Source organism: Halosolutus amylolyticus (assembly GCF_023566055.1).
GTDB lineage: Archaea > Halobacteriota > Halobacteria > Halobacteriales > Natrialbaceae > Halosolutus > Halosolutus amylolyticus.
Genome location: NZ_JALIQP010000002.1, coordinates 234,178 through 251,891 on the forward strand (window position 1 = coordinate 234,178; position 17,714 = coordinate 251,891).

At 67.0% G+C, this 17,714-nt stretch carries 17 protein-coding genes; 9 read left to right on the forward strand and 8 right to left on the reverse strand.

The features are described 5' to 3' along the window. Nucleotides 1-21: 21 nt before the first annotated feature. Nucleotides 22-2,073 (reverse strand): DUF7997 domain-containing protein, encoded by a 2,052-nt coding sequence (locus MUN73_RS07525; RefSeq protein WP_250139839.1) that lies wholly within the window; start codon nucleotides 2,071-2,073, stop codon nucleotides 22-24. A gap of 175 nt (nucleotides 2,074-2,248) precedes the next feature. Here MUN73_RS07525 and MUN73_RS07530 point away from each other — a divergent pair, with 175 nt between their 5' ends. Beyond that, complete coding sequence (locus tag MUN73_RS07530; RefSeq protein ID WP_250139840.1) at nucleotides 2,249-3,310, forward strand: TrmB family transcriptional regulator; 1,062 nt, start codon at nucleotides 2,249-2,251, stop codon at nucleotides 3,308-3,310. Nucleotides 3,311-3,473: 163 nt separating this feature from the next. Beyond that, nucleotides 3,474-4,127 carry a bifunctional 4-hydroxy-2-oxoglutarate aldolase/2-dehydro-3-deoxy-phosphogluconate aldolase gene (locus MUN73_RS07535; protein ID WP_250139841.1) on the forward strand — a complete coding sequence of 218 codons (654 nt, stop codon included), beginning with the start codon at nucleotides 3,474-3,476 and terminating at the stop codon, nucleotides 4,125-4,127. A 79-nt stretch (nucleotides 4,128-4,206) separates the two neighbouring features. Here the strand turns inward: MUN73_RS07535 and MUN73_RS07540 are convergent, their stop codons facing one another. Then, entirely contained in the window at nucleotides 4,207-7,878 is a 3,672-nt protein-coding gene (locus tag MUN73_RS07540; protein WP_250139842.1) for a CARDB domain-containing protein, read from the reverse strand. Between the two features lie 168 nt (nucleotides 7,879-8,046). Between MUN73_RS07540 and MUN73_RS07545 the strand changes: the two genes are divergently transcribed. From MUN73_RS07545 to MUN73_RS07560, 4 genes are all read left to right on the forward strand, one after another. Continuing rightward, nucleotides 8,047-8,322 carry a hypothetical protein gene (locus MUN73_RS07545; RefSeq protein WP_250139843.1) on the forward strand — a complete coding sequence of 92 codons (276 nt, stop codon included), beginning with the start codon at nucleotides 8,047-8,049 and terminating at the stop codon, nucleotides 8,320-8,322. 32 nt (nucleotides 8,323-8,354) lie between these two features. Continuing rightward, on the forward strand, nucleotides 8,355-9,422 hold the full coding sequence (locus MUN73_RS07550; protein WP_250139844.1) for a glucose 1-dehydrogenase: 1,068 nt from the start codon (nucleotides 8,355-8,357) through the stop codon (nucleotides 9,420-9,422). Nucleotides 9,423-9,514: 92 nt separating this feature from the next. After that, on the forward strand, nucleotides 9,515-10,753 hold the full coding sequence (locus tag MUN73_RS07555; protein WP_250139845.1) for a mandelate racemase/muconate lactonizing enzyme family protein: 1,239 nt from the start codon (nucleotides 9,515-9,517) through the stop codon (nucleotides 10,751-10,753). A gap of 155 nt (nucleotides 10,754-10,908) precedes the next feature. After that, nucleotides 10,909-12,009, forward strand: a complete 1,101-nt coding sequence (locus tag MUN73_RS07560; protein ID WP_250139846.1) for a S1C family serine protease — start codon at nucleotides 10,909-10,911, stop codon at nucleotides 12,007-12,009. A 131-nt stretch (nucleotides 12,010-12,140) separates the two neighbouring features. On the opposite strand, the gene MUN73_RS07565 is transcribed toward MUN73_RS07560, so the two are convergent. Beyond that, complete coding sequence (locus MUN73_RS07565; protein WP_250139847.1) at nucleotides 12,141-12,344, reverse strand: hypothetical protein; 204 nt, start codon at nucleotides 12,342-12,344, stop codon at nucleotides 12,141-12,143. A gap of 162 nt (nucleotides 12,345-12,506) precedes the next feature. On the opposite strand from MUN73_RS07565, the gene MUN73_RS07570 reads away from it, so the two are divergent. Then, entirely contained in the window at nucleotides 12,507-12,683 is a 177-nt protein-coding gene (locus MUN73_RS07570; protein ID WP_250139848.1) for a protein translocase SEC61 complex subunit gamma, read from the forward strand. Continuing rightward, nucleotides 12,683-13,120: a transcription elongation factor Spt5 gene (locus MUN73_RS07575; RefSeq protein ID WP_250139849.1), complete on the forward strand. Its 438-nt coding sequence runs from the start codon at nucleotides 12,683-12,685 to the stop codon at nucleotides 13,118-13,120. The genes MUN73_RS07570 and MUN73_RS07575 overlap by 1 nt, the downstream gene beginning before the upstream one ends. 313 nt (nucleotides 13,121-13,433) lie before the next feature. Here the strand turns inward: MUN73_RS07575 and MUN73_RS07580 are convergent, their stop codons facing one another. Further along, on the reverse strand, nucleotides 13,434-13,721 hold the full coding sequence (locus MUN73_RS07580) for a DUF7565 family protein (RefSeq protein ID WP_250139850.1): 288 nt from the start codon (nucleotides 13,719-13,721) through the stop codon (nucleotides 13,434-13,436). Nucleotides 13,722-13,875: 154 nt separating this feature from the next. Here MUN73_RS07580 and MUN73_RS07585 point away from each other — a divergent pair, with 154 nt between their 5' ends. Next, complete coding sequence (locus MUN73_RS07585) at nucleotides 13,876-14,640, forward strand: PHP domain-containing protein (RefSeq protein WP_250139851.1); 765 nt, start codon at nucleotides 13,876-13,878, stop codon at nucleotides 14,638-14,640. A 48-nt stretch (nucleotides 14,641-14,688) separates the two neighbouring features. Here MUN73_RS07585 and MUN73_RS07590 read toward each other — a convergent pair whose 3' ends face one another. The 4 genes from MUN73_RS07590 to MUN73_RS07605 form a co-directional block, all read right to left on the reverse strand. Next, complete coding sequence (locus MUN73_RS07590; RefSeq protein WP_250139852.1) at nucleotides 14,689-14,847, reverse strand: hypothetical protein; 159 nt, start codon at nucleotides 14,845-14,847, stop codon at nucleotides 14,689-14,691. A 68-nt stretch (nucleotides 14,848-14,915) separates the two neighbouring features. Continuing rightward, on the reverse strand, nucleotides 14,916-15,386 hold the full coding sequence (locus MUN73_RS07595) for a DUF5615 family PIN-like protein (RefSeq protein WP_250139853.1): 471 nt from the start codon (nucleotides 15,384-15,386) through the stop codon (nucleotides 14,916-14,918). 22 nt (nucleotides 15,387-15,408) lie between these two features. Next, nucleotides 15,409-17,160, reverse strand: a complete 1,752-nt coding sequence (gene polX / locus MUN73_RS07600; protein WP_250139854.1) for a DNA polymerase/3'-5' exonuclease PolX — start codon at nucleotides 17,158-17,160, stop codon at nucleotides 15,409-15,411. Continuing rightward, nucleotides 17,160-17,600 (reverse strand): DUF5788 family protein, encoded by a 441-nt coding sequence (locus MUN73_RS07605; RefSeq protein ID WP_250139855.1) that lies wholly within the window; start codon nucleotides 17,598-17,600, stop codon nucleotides 17,160-17,162. Before MUN73_RS07605 ends, polX begins: the two co-directional genes overlap by 1 nt. Nucleotides 17,601-17,714: the final 114 nt, after the last annotated feature.

Genomic DNA, 17,714 nt, shown 5'->3' on the forward strand with positions numbered 1-17,714 from the left:
CGGTCGGGTCGATTTCCGGTCCTACTCGTGGCTGGCCGCGTACTCGCCGACGTCGCTCTCGACCTGCTTGGCCTGCTCGGTCGCCTCGAGCACGCTCGCCGTCGCGAGACGGATCGCGTGCGGCCAGCCCAGCGGCGTCGCACTGTCGGCCGTCCCGTCGTCGAACACCTGTTCGGGCAGATATTCGCCCGATCGGCGAAGCGTGCCGCCGGGAGCGACCAGTGAGAGCAACTCCCGGGCGCGAATTTCGAACGACTCCCGCTCGGGCCGATCGTTCGCGGCGAGCAACTGCCCGAGTTCCGCGGCCGCGTAGGCTCCCCAGGCGGTCGTCACCGTCCAGATCTTGGCCTCGTCCTGGGTCCGGACCCGCCAGGGGTCGCCTTCGAAGCGCGCGAGTCCCTCCACCGGGCCGTCCGGATCGCGGTAGAGTCCGTCGATCGTCGTCTCGACGTGGGAGACGAGCCGATCGAGTCGGGCGTCGTCGACGGCCGCGATCGCGTCGTACTCCCGGTGGGCCGAGGCGAGCGCGAGCGTGCTGCCGTCCAGCCGATCGTCGACCTCCTCGCCATCGAGGCGAAGCGCGTAGATTCCGCGATCGGGCAGCCAGAGGTCGTCGAGCGCCTCGTAGACCGTTCGCGCGTTCTCGCTGGCGCGCGCGGCAACGTCGTCCGGGACCGGCGCACGTGCGATCGCGGCGTAGGCCTCGAGGTAGGTCGCGGCCGTGTGCGTGAACCGACCGGTCATGTTCTCCCAGGCGTTCTGGACGCGGCCCGGGAGGCCGTCGGCCGAGAGCGTCGCGTCCATCCCGTCGAGCGCCGCCGTCAGCGTCTCCCGGACCCGATCGTCGCTCGGATCGATTCGGCGGAGGTAGGTCGCGAGGAACGCGGCGACGCTCGCGGTCTGGTCGGCCTGGTAATCCGCGGTGCTCCCGTCTTCGAGTCGGGCGTTCGCCCAGCCTGGGGCGAGTTCGCCGTTGTGCGGCCAGACGCGGTGTGGCCAGGTTCCGTCGGGAAGCTGGGTCTCGCAGTGGAACCGGGCGCTGGCCGCATGCCAGGGTTCGAGGTCCAGTCCCGCCGCGCGATCCGCCTCGAGCAGGAACGCGGCGATCTCCCCGTCGTCCCGGAACCAGGTGTAGCCGTAGCCGCCCGAATAGCGGTAGAACGGATCGAACTCGGGGCCGGCGATCCGCGCACCGGTCGGGGCGCGCAACAGACAGAGCGCGCGCAGGTCAGCGAATCCGTCCTCGACGCCGGACCCGGAATCGGGATCCGGAAGCGCGTCCCGGGCCTGTCGCCGGCCGGCCGCGAGTATGGCCTCTCGATCGTCGTACTCCGTGGCACCGCTCCGGACGCGATCGAGGGCGGCCGTCCGCTCGCCGCCGTCCGTGAGCAACGTCGCGACGGTCGCACTCGGCGACTCACCGGTCAGGGGGACGCTCACCCTGGTGATCGGGCTGAGCCTGTCCTCCTCGTAGCGGTCGTCGGCCTCCGATCGGGGAAACTCGATCGGGTCGGACGCGAGCAGTTCCTCGAACCGTTCGGGAACCTGTCCGGTCACGTCGAGGTCGGTCGAGGCGGCGAGGACGTCCCGCTCGCTGTCGTGGTACACCTCGACCGCGTCGTCGTGCTGGAGTTGCCCGATCCGGTTCGCTCGTCCGTCCGGGGCGAACCCGAAACATCCCACGAGCGTCGGGGGTGAGTCACCATCGACGGCCGACTCGAGTTCGACGTGCGTCAGGTGGAGCCGATCGATCGTGAGGTCGTACTGGCGACACGTCCGCCCGCCCAGGTCGTAGACGGTTTCGACGACTGCCGTCCCGTGGACGTACCGCTGGTCGCCGTCGTCGAACCAGTGGACCGAGCCGTCGCGCTCGAGGCCGAACCGCGATCGCTCGATCCCGGAGAGGCCGGAGAGCGGGTAGGAGTAGTCCCTGATCGAGCCGTCGGGGGCGACGTGCACGAGTCGGTCGTCGAGACCGGAGAACAGTCCCGTCGTCGATCGACGTTCGCCGGGGAACAGGTGTGGATCACCCCGAGAACGCTTGAAGTCGTTGAGAGCGCCGTGCAGTTCCATCGGTTCGATTGTTCGTCCCCGGCCCATTAAGCTTTGTTGAAAAATGTATTCCTACTTTTCTCCAACGGGACGGCAGGTCGTCACGTTCCGATTGGCGCCGATTCGGTTCAAAACGGGGGGCGTGACCCGGAATCTTTTACTCGCGCCGGAGCCTCTCGTGACGTAATACGAACACATGGACGACGACGATCTCGCCGAACTTCTCGAACGCTTCGGCCTCTCTGAAAAGGAAATCGACACGTATCTCGCAATTCTCGAACACGGCGAATCGAAAGCCAGTACGATCTCCGACGCGGCCGACGTCTCCAAGCGGTACGTCTACAGCATCAGCGAAGAACTCGAGAAGCGCGGGTTCGTCGAAGTCGACGACCACGCGGTGCCGACGGTGATCCGTCCCGTCGACCCGGACGAGGTGGTCGATCGGCTCACGAACAGCGTCGAACGGATCGAGCCGGGGATTCGATCGCGGTTCACGAGCACCGAGCGCACGGGCGAACAGTTCGAGGTGATCAAATCCCGCCAGACGGTGCTCAAGCGGATCGAGAGTCTGCTCGCGAACGCCGAGAACGAGGTAACGCTCTCGCTCCCCGCCGACGTCCTCCCCCAAGTTCGATCGACGCTCGAGGAGACGGTCGATCGGGGCGTCCTCGTGTTACTTCTGCTGGGTGCCACCGGTGACGAGGTCCAGGACATCGCCTCGCTCGCGGGAACGGCGAGCACGGTTCGGACGTGGGACGCGCTCGTCCCGACGATGCTGACGGTCGATCGCCAGCACGGCCTGCTCGCGCCGAGCCAGATGCTCACCAGTTCCCGGAGCGACACCAGGGCGATCGCCCTCTCGCAGGAACAGCTCGTGCCGGTGCTCGCCGGCTCCTTCCTCGCGAACTACTGGCCGACGGCCGAAGAGCGGTACGTCACCGCACCCGCCGAGTTGCCCCGGACCTACGAGGAGTTCCGGAACGCCGTCTTCCAGATCGCGCTGCATCGCGCCGCAGAGACGCGAATCGAGGCGACCGTCAGCGGAACGTGGGTCGGTGACGGCGACGACCCCGTCGAACTGACCGGCGAAATCGTCGACGTCCGCCAGAGCCTGGTCCGACCCGTCACCTCGACGGTCCCGATCGAGAACTCGTTCACGATCGCCGTCGACGGCGACCGGGTTTCGATCGGGGGAAGCGGCGCGTTCCTCGAGGACGTCGAGGCGGAATCGGTCACCATCCGGCCCCTCGAGTCCTGAGTCGGTCACGAGAACGAGACCGACACCGTCACTGATACTATTTCGCCCGTGAGTGAATTTATTTGAGTCGGGGATGAACGACCCGATACGATGACCCGCGACACGACCCGACAGACAGTTCCGCTCGCCGTCGATCGATCAGCCAGCGACGGAGGTCTCGCCGATGACTGACAAAGCGGCGATCAAGGCGCGACTCGTCGAGAACGGCGTCATCGCCGTCATGCGCGGCATCGACTCGGACGACGTCGCCCCGGTCGCGCGAGCGGTACACGAGGCGGGCGTCGGCGGACTCGAGATCACCGCCGACGAACCACACGCGAGCGACAAGATCGCCGCGATCGATCGCGAACTCGCCGGGACGGACGCGATCGTCGGCGCGGGGACCGTCCTCGACGCCGCGAGCGCCCAGTCGGTGATCGACGCCGGCGCCGAGTTCGTCGTCTCGCCACACACCAGTCCCGAGGTGGTCGGGACCTGCAACCGCCACGGCGTCCTCGCCGCACCGGGCGTCATGACGCCCACCGAAGCCGTCACTGCGATGGAAGCCGGCGCGGACGTCCTGAAGATGTTCCCGGCCTCGACCGTCGGCCCGGGCCACATCGGGGCGCTCACCGGGCCGCTCGGCGACGTCGACGTCATCCCGACCGGCGGCGTCTCGCCGGACAACGTCGCCGACTTCTTCGACGCCGGTGCGGTCGCCGTCGGGGCCGGTGGCGCGATCCTGGACGACGAAGCGATCGCGAACGGCGACATGGACGGGGTCCGAGAGACGGCAGCCGAGTTCGTTGCGGCCGTCGAGGACGCGCGAGGGGACTGAAGCCCACGACGTCCGTCGGGAGAGCATACGGCGGGACGGCGCTTCTGGCGGGACGATCGGGACCCCGTTCGGAAACCGATTACTCGTCTCCGGCCCCCTGTTCGGGTGGTTCTTCGGGCGGCTCGGCAGGTGTATCGTCAGGTGGCTCTTCTGGCGGCTCACCAGGTGTATCCTCGGGCGGTTCTTCGGGCGGCTCAGCAGGTGGATCGGCTGGCGGCTCGGGTTCCGGTTCGTCCGGCGGCTCGGGTTCCGGTTCGTCCGGCGGCTCGGGCTCTGGCTCCTCCGGCGGCTCTGGTTCCGGTTCGTCCGGTTCGGAACCGGTCACCGTAACCGTCACCGAGTCCGAATCGTCGGCCGTCCGGACGGTGATGGTCAGGTCGCCGACGTCAGCGTCGGCGGTCGGATACGTGAACGAGACCGACTCGGACTCGCCGCCCGCGAGCGACGAAATCGATCGGCTGTCGACGCCCTGCTGAGCGCCGACGTCCAGTTCGACGGTCGCGTCCCCGGACTCGTCACCCTCGTTTTCGATCGTCGCGGTGATCGGAAGCGTCTCGCCGGCTTCCACCTGGGCTGGCACGTCGACGCTCGGCACCGCGAACGACGCCGGTTCGTCCGGTTCCTCGAGGAGGACGTCGACAGACGCCTCGTCGTCCTCGCTCCGGACGGTGACCTGGACCTCGCCCGCGTCGTCGGGGTCGGTCTCGTGCGACAGGGTGACGGTACCACTCTCTCCGCCCGGGACTTCGATCGATTCCGCGGCGACGGCCTGCTGCGCCCCGACGTCGAGTGCAATCTCTTGCGTCGCCGTCTCCTCTCCCACGTTCTCGAGTTCGGCCGTCGCCTCGAGCGTCTCACCCGCGACGATCGCGTCCGGCGCGTCGAGACCCGTGATCTGCACTTCCGCCGCTTCGAGATCGAGGGTGTACTCGATCGTCTCGGCGGCGAGTTTGTCGTCGGTTTCCGCATCGCGAACGCGAACCGTTACGGTGGCGTCGTCCTCGAGCACCGGGTCGAGTTCGAGTTCGTGGGCTTCGATCGTCGTCTCCGCGTCGAAGTCCTCGCTCTCGCTCGTCTCACCGACGTACTGCGTTTCGAGGAAGAACTCGACGTTCGCCGTCACCCCGTCGACGAGCAGGGTTTCGCCGTCTCCTTCCTGGTCGCTGACGGCCAGTTCCGCGGCTGGACGGGGTGCGTACTCGCTCGCGCGATCGGTCTCCGCCCGCAGCGTTTCATCGTAGAGGTAGTGTTCGAGATCGACTTCCCAGACCAGGCGCTCGTCGTCCGATTCGGGCGTCCACTCGACCGTGAACGAGTGGGTTCCGGGCTCGAGTGCCGGCGGTTCCTCGTCGGTCGTCCCCGCGACGAACGCACCGCCGTGTAGTTCGAGGTCGTTCGGGTTCTCGTACGCGAAGGTGACGTCGTGACTGTCCCGGCCGCCGCTCACGTCGTCGACCGCGATCGTCGGCTGCTCGGGTCGGCGCTCGTCGACGCAGTCGTGGGGGTTGGGCTCGCGGGTCTCGTCCTCCCTGAACCAGTTGTAGATGACCGATCCGATCGTCGTCCCGAACCCGTCGTCGGCCAGTTCGACGACGGCTTCCGATCCGGACGCGTCGACGATCCGGTTCTCCTCGCCGACCTCGAAGCGGATCGTCCCGGAAAACGGATCGATCTGGTCGCCGATCGTGAGCCCCGGATGGTCGTTTCCGACCCCCGCGGTGTCGACGAACAGCGTCTCGACGGTGAGGTCGTCGCCCGCCTCGAACGTGCCGACGGCCTCGGCCCGCGTGCAGTCGGGGAAGCCGATCGCGACCTCGTCGTCCTCGGTCCCGATCACTGTGACCGTCCGCTGGGCCCTGTCGCCGTCGCTCTCGACGTAGACGGGAAACTCCTGCGTTCTCGGGACGATCGCCGTCTCGAACCCGAGGTCGATCGTCTCGCGCTCGCCGCCCGCGAGTTCGACGTCCGTGACGTCGACGAGGTCGGGATCGTGACCGACGATGAACTCGATGCGATCCGCGACCGTCGTTTCGCCGGGATTCTCGACCGCGGCGGTGACTTCGAGCACGTCGCCCGTGGCGACCGGATCGTTCGTGTCGAGGATGGAAACCAGCAGCGGGGGCTCGTCGACGTAGACGAAGACGGATCGCTCGTCCGCGTCGGCCTGGCTCTCGACACGGGCCGGGAATCGCTGCGACCGCTCGACGATCGCCGTCTCGTACCCCATCGTCAGGACCCGGGACTCGCCCGGCGGGAGGGTCACCAGTTCCGCGTCGACCACGTCCGGATCGTGGCCGACGACGAGTTGCACCTCCCGTCCCAGGGTGGAGTCGTGCTCGTTCGTGACCTCGACGACCACGTCGAGGGGGTCGCCCGTCTCGACAGGGGAATTGGTTTCGAGGATCTCGACGCCCAGTCCGATGTCCGCCGTGCCGATCACTTCGACCGTGACCTCGTCGGACGCGTCCTCGGTCTCGACGCGGGCCGGGAACGTCTGCGTTCGCCTGACGAGCGCGGTCTCGAACTCGAGATCGACCGTCGCGGTCTCGCCGCCGTCGACCGTCACCGACTCGCTGTCGACCAGTTCGGGATCGTGGCCGACGATCAGGTCGATCTCGCGCGTGAGTTCGGTCGCGCCGCGGTTTTCGAGTTCGGCCGTCACGTCGAGCGTTTCGCCCGTGTCGACGGGATCGTTCGTCTCCAGGATCGTCAGGTCGAAGTCCGGGTCGGGATCGTCGACGATCTCGTCGATCATCCAGGGACGCTCCGACGTCCTGGTTCCGTCGGTACCGAGCACCCACGTGACGATCGGACAGCCGTAACAGGGTCGCTCGAGTTCCAGCGACGCCGTGTCCTCGCTCCCGCTGACGTCGCTCTCGCCGAGGATGACGTCCGCGTGGCCGAGCCACCAGACGACCCGATCGAGTTCCCCGTCCGGAAAGGCCACGTCCAGCGAGAGGTCGATCGACTCGCCGCGGACGAATTCGATCGATTCGTCGGCCGGATCGGTCTCCTCGATGACGGGTGCCCCGATCCCGTCGTCCGTGACGGTTGTCGTCCACGAGGCCCGGCGAACGTCGTCCTCGCCGACGACGGCCGCGGCGACCTCGCGGGTACCGGGCGACTCGAACGTCGTCTGCCAGTGGTCCGCGCCCCGGTGGCCGTAATACGCGGCGTCCCAGGGCCCCATCGATTGGCCCGCGAACTCCCCGTCGACGAACCACCGCGTTCGCCCGCCGTACTCCCCCAGCAGGTCGGACTCGACCTCGAAATGGACCGTGGTCCCGGGCTGTACCGCGAACTCCGGGTCGGGCGCCGTCTGCGCCGGATCCAGCGCCTCGATCGCAAGCACGTCGACGCGCTCCTCGACCGCGTCGGATTCGGTCTCGAACCGCACCGTGATGGTCCCGTCCGATTCGACGGGAGCGGTTCGATAGCTGAAGAGATCGAGCGTCTTCGTCTCTCCGGGCTCGACGGTCGTCCTGACGGTCACGTACCGATCGCCGTCGAAGTAGCTCTCGATGTCGGGTCTCACCGACCTGTCGCCGGTGTTCGCTACCTCGAGGGCTACCTCGAGTAGCGACCCCCCTTCGACGGGTGCGTTCGTCTCCGCGATCCGCAACTCCACGTCTTCGACGGCGACGAGTGCACCGTACGCCCGGTCTCTGACACGGTTTCTGATCGCCGATACGCCCCCGGTGATCGTTGCCGGCAGTGCCCCCCAGCCGGCGAGGAACCGCCGCCTCCGCATGAGATACTGTACCACGACGAGTCCATAATACCGTTGTCACGATTGCGGTGACTGTCGAATTCGTCGACAAGTCGACGGATTCGGCCGCGACGCGTGGGGTCGAGATTTTTACCGCCGGTCGACGACCGATATTCAAGAATTTTACTACACTCGGTAAAAATCGTTTGCATGAACTGGCAGGCCGTCGAGACGACGGCGGTCGAGGCCGATCCGATCGAGACGCCCACTTCAGGTTCGCCGTTCACCCGAAGAGAAGCGCGAATCACGATCGCGCTTCCGATCGGTCCTCTCACCGACCAGTACGGGCGTATCGGGTGCGTACTCGGTACAGTTCTCCGGGGGACCGGGCAGGCACGGCCGCGGATCGTGGGCCCGATCGGGCCAGGTCGAATAGTTATCGACGGTGTCCCTCCGCTGTTCAAATATTTACTACGGATAGGGTAAATCTTTTAGCCCGTGCCCCCGTTGGTCGGGACATGAAAGCGATCGCAGTCGAGCCCGGGGCCGGCGAACCCGCCATCGTCGAGCGGCCCCGACCCGAACCCGCGGCCGGCGAGGCCCTCGTCCGGACCCTTCGCGTCGGCGTCGACGGGACGGACCACGAGGTCATCGCGGGCCACCACGGCGAAGTTCCCGCGGGTGACGATCGGCTGGTCCTCGGCCACGAGGCCGTCGGCGTCGTCGAAGACGCGAACGGCACCGACCTCGAGGAAGGCCAGTACGTCGTCCCCACGGTCCGTCGCCGACCAGAGGGCACGAACGAGTACTTCGACCGCGGCGAACCCGACATGGCCCCCGAGGGGAAGTACGTCGAGCGCGGCATCGTCGGCGCGCACGGTTTCATGGCGGAGTACTTCACCAGCCCCGCCGAGTACCTCGTCCCGATCCCCGAGGACCTCGCCCCGCTCGGGTTCCTCGTCGAACCGATCAGCATCAGCGAGAAGGCGATCGAACACGCCGTCGCCTCCCGTTCGGCCTTCGACTGGGAACCCGAATCCGCCATCGTGCTCGGGAACGGCTCGCTCGGTCTCGTCACGCTCGCCATGTTCGAGGAGGTGCTCGACATCGACCGGACCTACTGCCTGGGCCGGCGCGATCGGCCCGACCCGTCGATCGACGTCATCGAGGACCTCGGCGCGACGTACGTCGACTCGCGGGAGACGCCGGTGCCCGAGATTCCCGACGAGTACGAGGCCGTCGACCTCGTCTACGAGGCGACCGGCTACGCGAAACACGCCGTGGAGACTGTCGACGCGCTCGCACCGAACGGCGTCGGCGTCCTGCTGGGCGTCCCCGAACCCTGGGAGTTCGATATCGACGGCGGGAAGTTCCACCGGGAACTGGTACTGCACAACAAGGCCCTCCTGGGGACGGTGAACTCCCACCGCGGCCACTTCGAGTCCGCCGTCGACACCCTCGCACAGTTGCCCGAGCGGTTCACGGACGACCTCGTCACCGGCGTCTACGGCCTCGACGAGTTCCACCGCGCCTTCACGGAGGACGACGACGTCATCAAGACCGCCGTCGAGTTCGCCGCGATCTAATCGCTCGAACCGCCGTCGCCGACTCGGCCCGCGGCCCGTGACACGCTGACGAGATAGAAACTATTACTTTCTCCCGAGTGAATATCTATGACATGGGAGTCGATTACACACGGTTACACGATCCGAACGCCGAGTACACGATGCGGGACCTCTCGGCGGAGACGATGCAGGTGACCCGGGAACGCGGCGGCGATCGGGACGTCGAGATCACGGACGTCCAGACGACGATGGTCGACGGTAACTTCCCCTGGACCCTCGTACGCATTTATACGGACGCCGGCATCGTCGGCACCGGCGAGGCCTACTGGGGCGCGGGCGCGCCCGAACTGATCGAGCGTATGACGCCCTTCCTGCAGGGCGAGAACCCCCTCGACATCGACCGGCTAACCGAGCACCTCGTCCAGAAGATGTCCGGTGAGGGCTCGATCGGCGGCGTCACCGTCACTGCGATCTCCGGCATCGAGGTCGCCCTCCACGACCTCGCCGGCAAGATCCTCGAGGTTCCCGCCTACCAGTTGCTCGGGGGCAAGTACCGCGACGAGGTCCGCGTCTACTGTGACTGCCACACCGAGGAAGAGGCGGATCCGATCGCCTGCGCCGACGAGGCCGAACGCGTCGTCGAGGACCTCGGCTACGACGCCCTGAAGTTCGACCTCGACGTCCCCTCGGGTCACGAGAAGGATCGCGCCAACCGCCACCTGCGCGACCCCGAGATCGAACACAAGGCCTCGATCGTCGAGGCGGTTACCGAGCGCGTCGGCTCGCGGGCCGACGTTGCCTTCGACTGCCACTGGACGTTCTCGGGCGGTAGCGCGAAGCGACTCGCCGAGCGCCTCGAAGCGTACGACGTCTGGTGGCTCGAGGACCCCGTTCCGCCGGAGAACCACGACGTCCAGCGCGAGGTAACCCAGTCGACGACGACCCCGATCACCGTCGGCGAGAACGTCTACCGCAAGCACGGTCAGCGCCGCCTGCTCGAGGAACAGGCCGTCGACATCATCGCGCCGGACATGCCGAAGGTCGGCGGGATGCGCGAGACGCGGAAGATCGCCGACCTCGCGGACATGTACTACGTTCCGGTCGCGATGCACAACGTCGCCTCGCCCGTCGCGACGATGGGCAGCGTCCACGTCGGCGCGGCGATTCCCAACTCGCTCGCGGTGGAGTACCACTCCTACGAACTCGGCTGGTGGGAGGACCTCGTCGAGGAGGATGTCATCGAAAACGGATACATCGAGGTGCCCGAAAAGCCCGGCCTCGGCGTCACGCTCGACATGGACGCCGTCGCGGAGCACATGGTCGACGGGGAAGACCTCTTCGACGAGGCGTAGAACGCCGGTCTACGGCGGCTACGGTCACCGCCGCATCCCGTCTACTTCGGGAAACCACCGAACCGGAACTCCGTTTCGTCGGGGTCGGGACGGACGTCGGCGGCGAACGGCGTGTCGGTGAATGTTTTATCCCGCTCGTCGGGGTTGAATCCCGCGTGACGCCAGACAGACTCACTCGACGGGGCGTGCTGACCGCGGCGGGCGCGGCGTTCACGGCGACGGTCGTCGGTGGCTCCGCAACCGCCGATGCCGATCGCGGCGGACGTCTCGGGGCCGCTGCAAGAGCGTTTCAGGAGGACGATACCGACGACTACGCGAGCGTCTATCGAGAGACGATCGACGACGTCGTGCTCGTCAACGTGTTCGGCGAGGGGCCGGAGGGGCCCGGCGGACTCGGGTCCGGGTTCGTCACCGACGACGGGTACGTCGTGACCAACGACCACGTCGTCGCCGGTGCGAGCGAGGTCGAACTCCAGTTCCGCGACGAGCAGTGGCGAACGGCGTCGGTAGTCGGGACGGACGTCCACAGCGACCTCGCCGTCCTGGCGGTCGACGACCTCCCGGACGGACCCGACGGGCTCTCGTTTACCGACGCAGACCCGGTGATCGGGCAGGAGGTGCTCGCGCTCGGCAACCCGCTCGGATTCGACGCGTCGATCTCGCAGGGGATCGTCAGCGGGATCGATCGATCGCTCCCGAGTCCGACCGGGTTCGCGATCCCGGCGGCCATCCAGACCGACGCGCCGGTCAACCCCGGCAACAGCGGCGGCCCGCTCGTGACCCTCGACGGGGACGTCCTCGGGGTCGTCTTCGCGGGCGCGGGCCAGACGATCGGCTTCGCGATCTCGGCCGCGCTTGCCGATCGGGTCGTCCCGGCGCTCGTCGACGACGGCGAGTACGAACACGCCTACATGGGCGTCGGGGTGCTCCCGGTCGGGCCGCTGATCGCCGAGGCGAACGACCTCGACGAGCCGCAGGGAGTCCTCGTCATCGAAACGGATCCTGACGGGCCGGCGGACGGCGTCCTCGAACCCGCCGACGAGACGGCGGAGGTCGATGGTACCCCGGTTCCCGTCGGCGGCGACGTGATCGTCGCGATCGGCGGCGAGGAGATTCCGAACCAGGATCGGCTGTCCTCGGTGCTCGCGCTGGAGACGTCGCCGGGCGACGCGATCGACGTCGACGTCGTCAGGGACGGGGAGCGCCAATCGGTCGAGTTGACGCTCGCCCCGCGGCCGGACGAAGAGTCCCCCTGACGAACGCGAGGGGAGACGAATCACACCGACCCGCGACACGGATCGATCTCACACCCGCCACTGAACCGCACGACCCGCACGACCGCGTCGCGTTCGACGAGGAATCCGTGGTGCCGGCGATCGGCGGCGGGCTACTCCGGTCGTTCGAGGTCCTCCTCGGCGTCCTCCAGATCCTCGATCTCCTCGTCCTCGCGCGGGGCGTTCTGCGTTCCGAGATCGTCGTCGCCGTCGTCGACCTGGTCGGGATCCTGGTCGACGCGTTCGAGTTCCTCCTCGATCTCGGCGTCTCGTTCCGCCTCGTACTCGTCAGCCCTGTCGGTATCGTCTTCTGCCATGACGTCTGGGGTTCGGGATCGATCGGTTTGGACGCCGGGCCGTCGAGTGCAACGTCGGCCGCCCACGCGGGTGCGATCGGGGTTCCCGATCGATCGACTGCGAGTGACCGTCCGGAAGACACGAAAGACAGATAAAAGACGCCCCGCTGTGAATAGACAGATATGGACGTTCCGTACGACCTCACCTCGTACGTTCGGGTGTTGAAAATGGCGACGACACCCACGACCGAGGAGTTCCTTCAGGTATCGAAAATCGCCGGTGCAGGGATCGTCCTCGTCGGCCTCATCGGCTTCCTCATCGGTGCCGTCATGCTGTATCTCCCCGGTGGTGGCGTGTAATGGGCATCTTCGCTGTGAAGACGACGGCGAGTCAGGAGCGGACCGTCGCCGACATGATCATCAACCGCGAGGAGAGCGAGATCCACGCCGCGCTCGCGCCGGACTCGCTGACCTCGTACGTGATGGTCGAGGCCGACGGCGACGCGGTCTTAGAGCGCGTGCTGGAGGACATCCCCCACGCCCGGAGCATCGTCCCCGGAAAGTCGGACATCTCGGAGGTCGAGCACTTCCTCTCACCGAAACCGGACGTCGAGGGGATCGCCGAGGGCGACATCGTCGAACTCATCGCCGGCCCGTTCAAGGGTGAGAAGGCACAGGTCCAGCGCATCGACGAGGGCAAAGACCAGGTGACGGTCGAACTGTACGAGGCGACGGTCCCGATCCCCGTGACGGTTCGCGGTGACCAGATTCGCGTGCTGGACAGTGACGAGCGCTAACGCGCTCGTCAAGCAGTCAGCGCGGCACAGTCGCGCTGAATATAGCGACGAGCGATAAAACCTGATGGCGGCGGCGTCGTCCCCTGACGTCGTTGCTCACAACGTAGTCGATCCCGTCGTCGTCGAGAATCCGGAGTGCGTCGGACCGGCAACCGACTGGAATCAGAACCTCGACGTAACGCACGGATGGGAGTAAACCGCACGCTCACAGACCACTCGTTACGCGGTTACTGAACTTCTTCGACCATTACTTATCTCCCGACAAACAGGTCTGTCGCGACGGGGTGCCCGTAGCGATTCCGGTCCTGATCCGTCACCGCTTCAACTCCTTCGCGATCGTCTCCATGTCGGCAGCCTCCGTAATCTCGTCGAGGAGGTCCTCGCGCTTGCGGACCGCTTCGGAGCTGGCACCGTAGGCGCGGACGTACTCGGCGCGGCTGTGTTCGGTAAAGGCGTGACGGATCGCGAGATAGCCGTCCGGGACGACGGTGCCACAGACTTTGCACTCGCGGCGCTCGTGCTCGGTCGCCTGATGGACCACCGCTGACTCGACGTCGTCGAACACCCTTCCACAGCCGTCGATGCCGCATTGCCAGGCCATCCTCTCGAAAAATCGATCGGCCGACCTAAAGGTCTTTTCGCAGCAGCCGCCGATCGGGACGACCGGTACTCGATCGGCACAGTGCCGGCCGAACCGTCGACCCGCCGCCGAATCAGAACCCATAACTCGTCACTCTCGAAAGCACACGATACTCGTGAGCGATGGAGCGGAGTTCCGAGTCGACTGTCACGTGAAGGTGCTCGACGATCGCGTCGTCGAACGGGCCAGGCGGGCGGGCCTCGACGCGATCGTCTACGCCCCGCACTTCACCCGGTTGCCAGAGGTTCGCCGGAAGGCGGCCGAGTACTCGAGCGACGACCTGCTGGTCGTCCCCGCTCGGGAGGTGTTCACCGGATCGTGGAAGAACCGCAAGCACGTCCTTGCACTCGGACTCGAGGAACCGGTGCCCGATTTCATCTCGCTCGAGGCGGCGATGGACGAGTTCGAACGCCAGGATGCGACGATCCTCGCACCACACCCCGATTTCGCGAACGTGAGCCTTACCGAGGCCGACGTCCACGAGTACGCGGACGTCATCGACGCCGTCGAGATATTCAATCCGAAACACCTCCCGACGCACAACCGCAACGCGCGCGCCCTCACCGAAACGCTCTCGCTCCCGCCGTTTTCCTCGTCGTACGCACACCTCCCCAGTTCCGTGGGGGTTTCCTACACCGCGTTCGAGGACACGTTCGAGACCGAAACCGAACTGATCGACGCGCTCGCCGACGGCGTCGCCCGGCGAGTCGTCTACAAGAACGGCCTGCGCCGGCTTCGCACGACCGCCGGCGAACTCGCTCACCTCGGCTACGAGAACACCTGGAAGAAGGCCGATCGGCTCTTCCTCTCGGGGATCGAGCCCACACACCCGCGACACATCGCGTACGACGGCCGGTTCGACGACGTGGCGGTCTACTGATCGGCCGCTCGCCGCGATCGCACCGCCGTCGATCGCTCCGTTGCGGCGTCAGTCTTCCTCCTCCAGCGCGTCCGCGATCCGTTCGAGTTGCAATCCGACGTAACACAGCGCCTGCGTTTGCATGATCGCGGGATCGTCGCTCCACTCGTTGGTGATGTACGCGGCCTGTTTGCCAGCCATATCGAGGCGATCGGTATCCTCCGGCATGTGTCGACCGTCGTCGGCCACCGAAAAGACGTTCGGGGACCGATCACAGTATCGGAGAGACGCGATCCCTACCCCGCTCGGCTCCCATCCCCGTTCTCGATTCGCGCCAGCGTCTGCGCCACCCGATCCCAGTGGCTCCCCCGCCAGAAGTACTGGCCGCAGGCCGTACACCTCCAGATGTCGGTCGATCCGGGGTCAGGCGCGTACTCCGGCGTCGAGTCGGTTGCCGGAACCGGTTCGAGCGGGCCGTTACACCGGCCGCAGAACTCGGGATCGGACGTGAGCGAGAGATCCAGTCCCGCGTCGACGAGTTCCGTGAGTTGCGCCTCGACCTCGCGGGATTCGAGCAGGATCGACTCGTCGGTGCGGGCCGCGAGGTCGACGTCGCGCGTGATCAGCGTGCGGTCCGCCTCGCGGGCGAGTGCGAGCACCTCGTCGTCGTCCTCGAGACCGTGATCACCGGCGTAAACGGTATCGTACCCGCACATTCGAAGGTACGAGACGATCCCGCCGCACATGACGTCGAGGAGCAGTTGCATGGGCAGTCGATCCGGAGTGGGGTCAGTGCAGGAATTCGCGCAGGTCCGCGAGTTCCCAGGTGTTGATCACGTCCGCGGGTTCGGCCCAGCCGCGACGCGCGGTGTGAACGCCCCAGCGCATGAACTCGAGCGTCGACGGCCGGTGGGCGTCCGTGTTGATCGCGATCGACGCCCCGGCATCGATCGCGGCCTGGACGGCGCTCCCCCAGAGGTCGAGTCGGCGCGGATTGCTGTTGATCTCGAGTGCGGTGTCGGAGGCGGCCGCGGCCTCGCCGAGCGCAGTCGCGTCGAACGTGAGTCCCGACCGCTCGTTGAGCAGGCGGCCGCTCGGGTGGCCGAGCACGTCGATCGCGGGGTTCTCGATCGCGCGGACGAGTCGCTCCGTGGCCGTCCCGGCGTCCTGGTCGAGCGCGCTGTGGGGCGAGGCGACGATCACGTCCAGTTCCGCGATCACCTCCTCGCCGAGGTCGATCTCTCCGTTCGCGTCGACGTTCGCCTCGATTCCGGCGAAGACCTCGATGTCCGCCGCGGCGTCGACCTCGCGGATGGACTCGACCTGTTCGATGATCTGGGTATCCGAGAGCCCCATGTCGCCGACGACCCCCGGCCCTTCGGCGTGGTCCGCGATCCCGAAGTAGTCGTACCCGCGCGCTTCGGCGGCCTCGACCATCTCCGAGATGGTGTTGTTGCCGTCCGACCAGCCGGTGTGGGTGTGCAGATCGCCCCGAACGTCGTCTCGGGTGAGCAGATCCGGTAACTCGCCGACCGCCGCGGCGTCGATCTCGCCACGGTCCTCGCGCAGTTCCGGCGGCATCCACTCGAGTCCCAGCGCCTCGTACATCCCCGCCTCGGTCTCGCCGGCGACGCGCTCGCCCGCGCGCTGTCCGGAATCCGGATCTTCCACCTCGCTGACGTCGAAGGCACCGTACTCGTTCAGCTTCATCCCCCGATCGATCGCGTAGTTGCGCAGGGCGACGTTGTGGTCCTTGCTGCCGGTGAAGTACTGCAGGGCGGAGCCGAACTCCCCGGGGACGACCACGCGCAGGTCGACCCGGATCTCGCCGACGCGGACGCTCGCCTTCTCCGGACCGGACTCGATCTCGCTGTCAACCGAGTCCCAGTTCACGAACTGCTCGATCACGTCGTCGGCCGACTCGGTCCCGACGAGGACGTCGACGTCGCCGATCGTCGCGCGCCAGCGGCGGATCGATCCCGCGACCTCGCACCGATCGACCGCGTCGATCGACTCGAGGAAGGCGAGCACGTCGTCGGCGAGCGGCCGCGCCTCGCCGAGCAACTGGCGCTGGCCGATCGTCCGGGCGAACTCGAGGTTGTCGCGGATGTTCTGCTCGGTCTTGGGACCGAAGCCCGAGACCTCCTGGATCTCGCCGGCCTCGGCGGCCGCCTCGAGGCCGTCGAGCGTTTCGATCCCGAGTTCGCGGTAGAGTTTGCCCGCCGTTTTCGGGCCGACGCCCTCGATCCGGGTGATGTCGGCGATGTCGATCGGGAGGTCCGCGCGCAGTTCCTCGAGTTCCTCGATTTCGCCAGTCTCGACGTACTCGACGATCTTCGACGCGATCGCGTCCCCGACGCCGTCGATGTCCTCGATCGTGTCGCGATCGCCCGCCGCGACGTAGTCGGCGATCGGCGTCGGGTGCGCGCGGATGTTGTCCGCCGCGCGGCGGTAGGCGCGGGGCTTGTACTCGACGTCGTCGGCCTCGAGCAGGTCGGCGAACTCCTCGAAGCGGCCCGCGATCTCGGCGTTCGTCGCCATCAGCGCCCCCTCCGTTTCGCGCCCGACTCCTCCTGCCCGAGGGCCTTCTTGAGGAACGACATCCAGCGCTTCCGGTCGGCGGCCTGCTGAGCCTGCTGTTCGCGCTCGAGGTCCGTCGGGCCGAGACTCTCCAGGGCGTTCAGCGCGCGATCGATCCCGATGACGCTCCTGGCGAGTTCCTCGCCCTCCTCGCGGCTGATGTCGGCCTCCTCGATGCGCTCGAGTCGCTCGATGCGCTCGCGGCGCAGGTTCCGTTTGGCCTGCTCGACGCGGTCGCGGTCGCCGGACGGGACCGTCTCGCGGCGCTTGATCTCGAAGACGAACTGCTGGAGGTCGATCGCCTCCCCCTGGACCGTGATCGTCTCCGGGATGTCCGCGCCGACGGTCGCGCCCTCGCGCTCGACGCGTTCGAGCAGTTGCTTGCGCTCGTACGGTTGCACGGACGGAACTGCGGGCCGCGGCGTAAAAAAACGTCCGTCGGATCGATCGCGTCACCGTCGACGCACCGGTATCCACCGGGGGAAACCCCAAATCCCTTAGCTATGCCACGCATA

Excerpts from the sequence above, each read along its gene's own strand:
- MUN73_RS07525 (WP_250139839.1), bottom strand. The coding sequence starts at position 2,073 with ATGGAACTGCACGGCGCTCTCAACGACTTCAAGCGTTCTCGGGGTGAT.
- MUN73_RS07530 (WP_250139840.1), top strand. The coding sequence starts at position 2,249 with ATGGACGACGACGATCTCGCCGAACTTCTCGAACGCTTCGGCCTCTCT.
- MUN73_RS07535 (WP_250139841.1), top strand. The coding sequence starts at position 3,474 with ATGACTGACAAAGCGGCGATCAAGGCGCGACTCGTCGAGAACGGCGTC.
- MUN73_RS07540 (WP_250139842.1), bottom strand. The coding sequence starts at position 7,878 with ATGCGGAGGCGGCGGTTCCTCGCCGGCTGGGGGGCACTGCCGGCAACG.
- MUN73_RS07545 (WP_250139843.1), top strand. The coding sequence starts at position 8,047 with ATGAACTGGCAGGCCGTCGAGACGACGGCGGTCGAGGCCGATCCGATC.
- MUN73_RS07550 (WP_250139844.1), top strand. The coding sequence starts at position 8,355 with ATGAAAGCGATCGCAGTCGAGCCCGGGGCCGGCGAACCCGCCATCGTC.
- MUN73_RS07555 (WP_250139845.1), top strand. The coding sequence starts at position 9,515 with ATGGGAGTCGATTACACACGGTTACACGATCCGAACGCCGAGTACACG.
- MUN73_RS07565 (WP_250139847.1), bottom strand. The coding sequence starts at position 12,344 with ATGGCAGAAGACGATACCGACAGGGCTGACGAGTACGAGGCGGAACGA.
- MUN73_RS07570 (WP_250139848.1), top strand. The coding sequence starts at position 12,507 with ATGGACGTTCCGTACGACCTCACCTCGTACGTTCGGGTGTTGAAAATG.
- MUN73_RS07575 (WP_250139849.1), top strand. The coding sequence starts at position 12,683 with ATGGGCATCTTCGCTGTGAAGACGACGGCGAGTCAGGAGCGGACCGTC.
- MUN73_RS07580 (WP_250139850.1), bottom strand. The coding sequence starts at position 13,721 with ATGGCCTGGCAATGCGGCATCGACGGCTGTGGAAGGGTGTTCGACGAC.
- MUN73_RS07590 (WP_250139852.1), bottom strand. The coding sequence starts at position 14,847 with ATGCCGGAGGATACCGATCGCCTCGATATGGCTGGCAAACAGGCCGCG.
- MUN73_RS07595 (WP_250139853.1), bottom strand. The coding sequence starts at position 15,386 with ATGCAACTGCTCCTCGACGTCATGTGCGGCGGGATCGTCTCGTACCTT.
- polX (WP_250139854.1), bottom strand. The coding sequence starts at position 17,160 with ATGGCGACGAACGCCGAGATCGCGGGCCGCTTCGAGGAGTTCGCCGAC.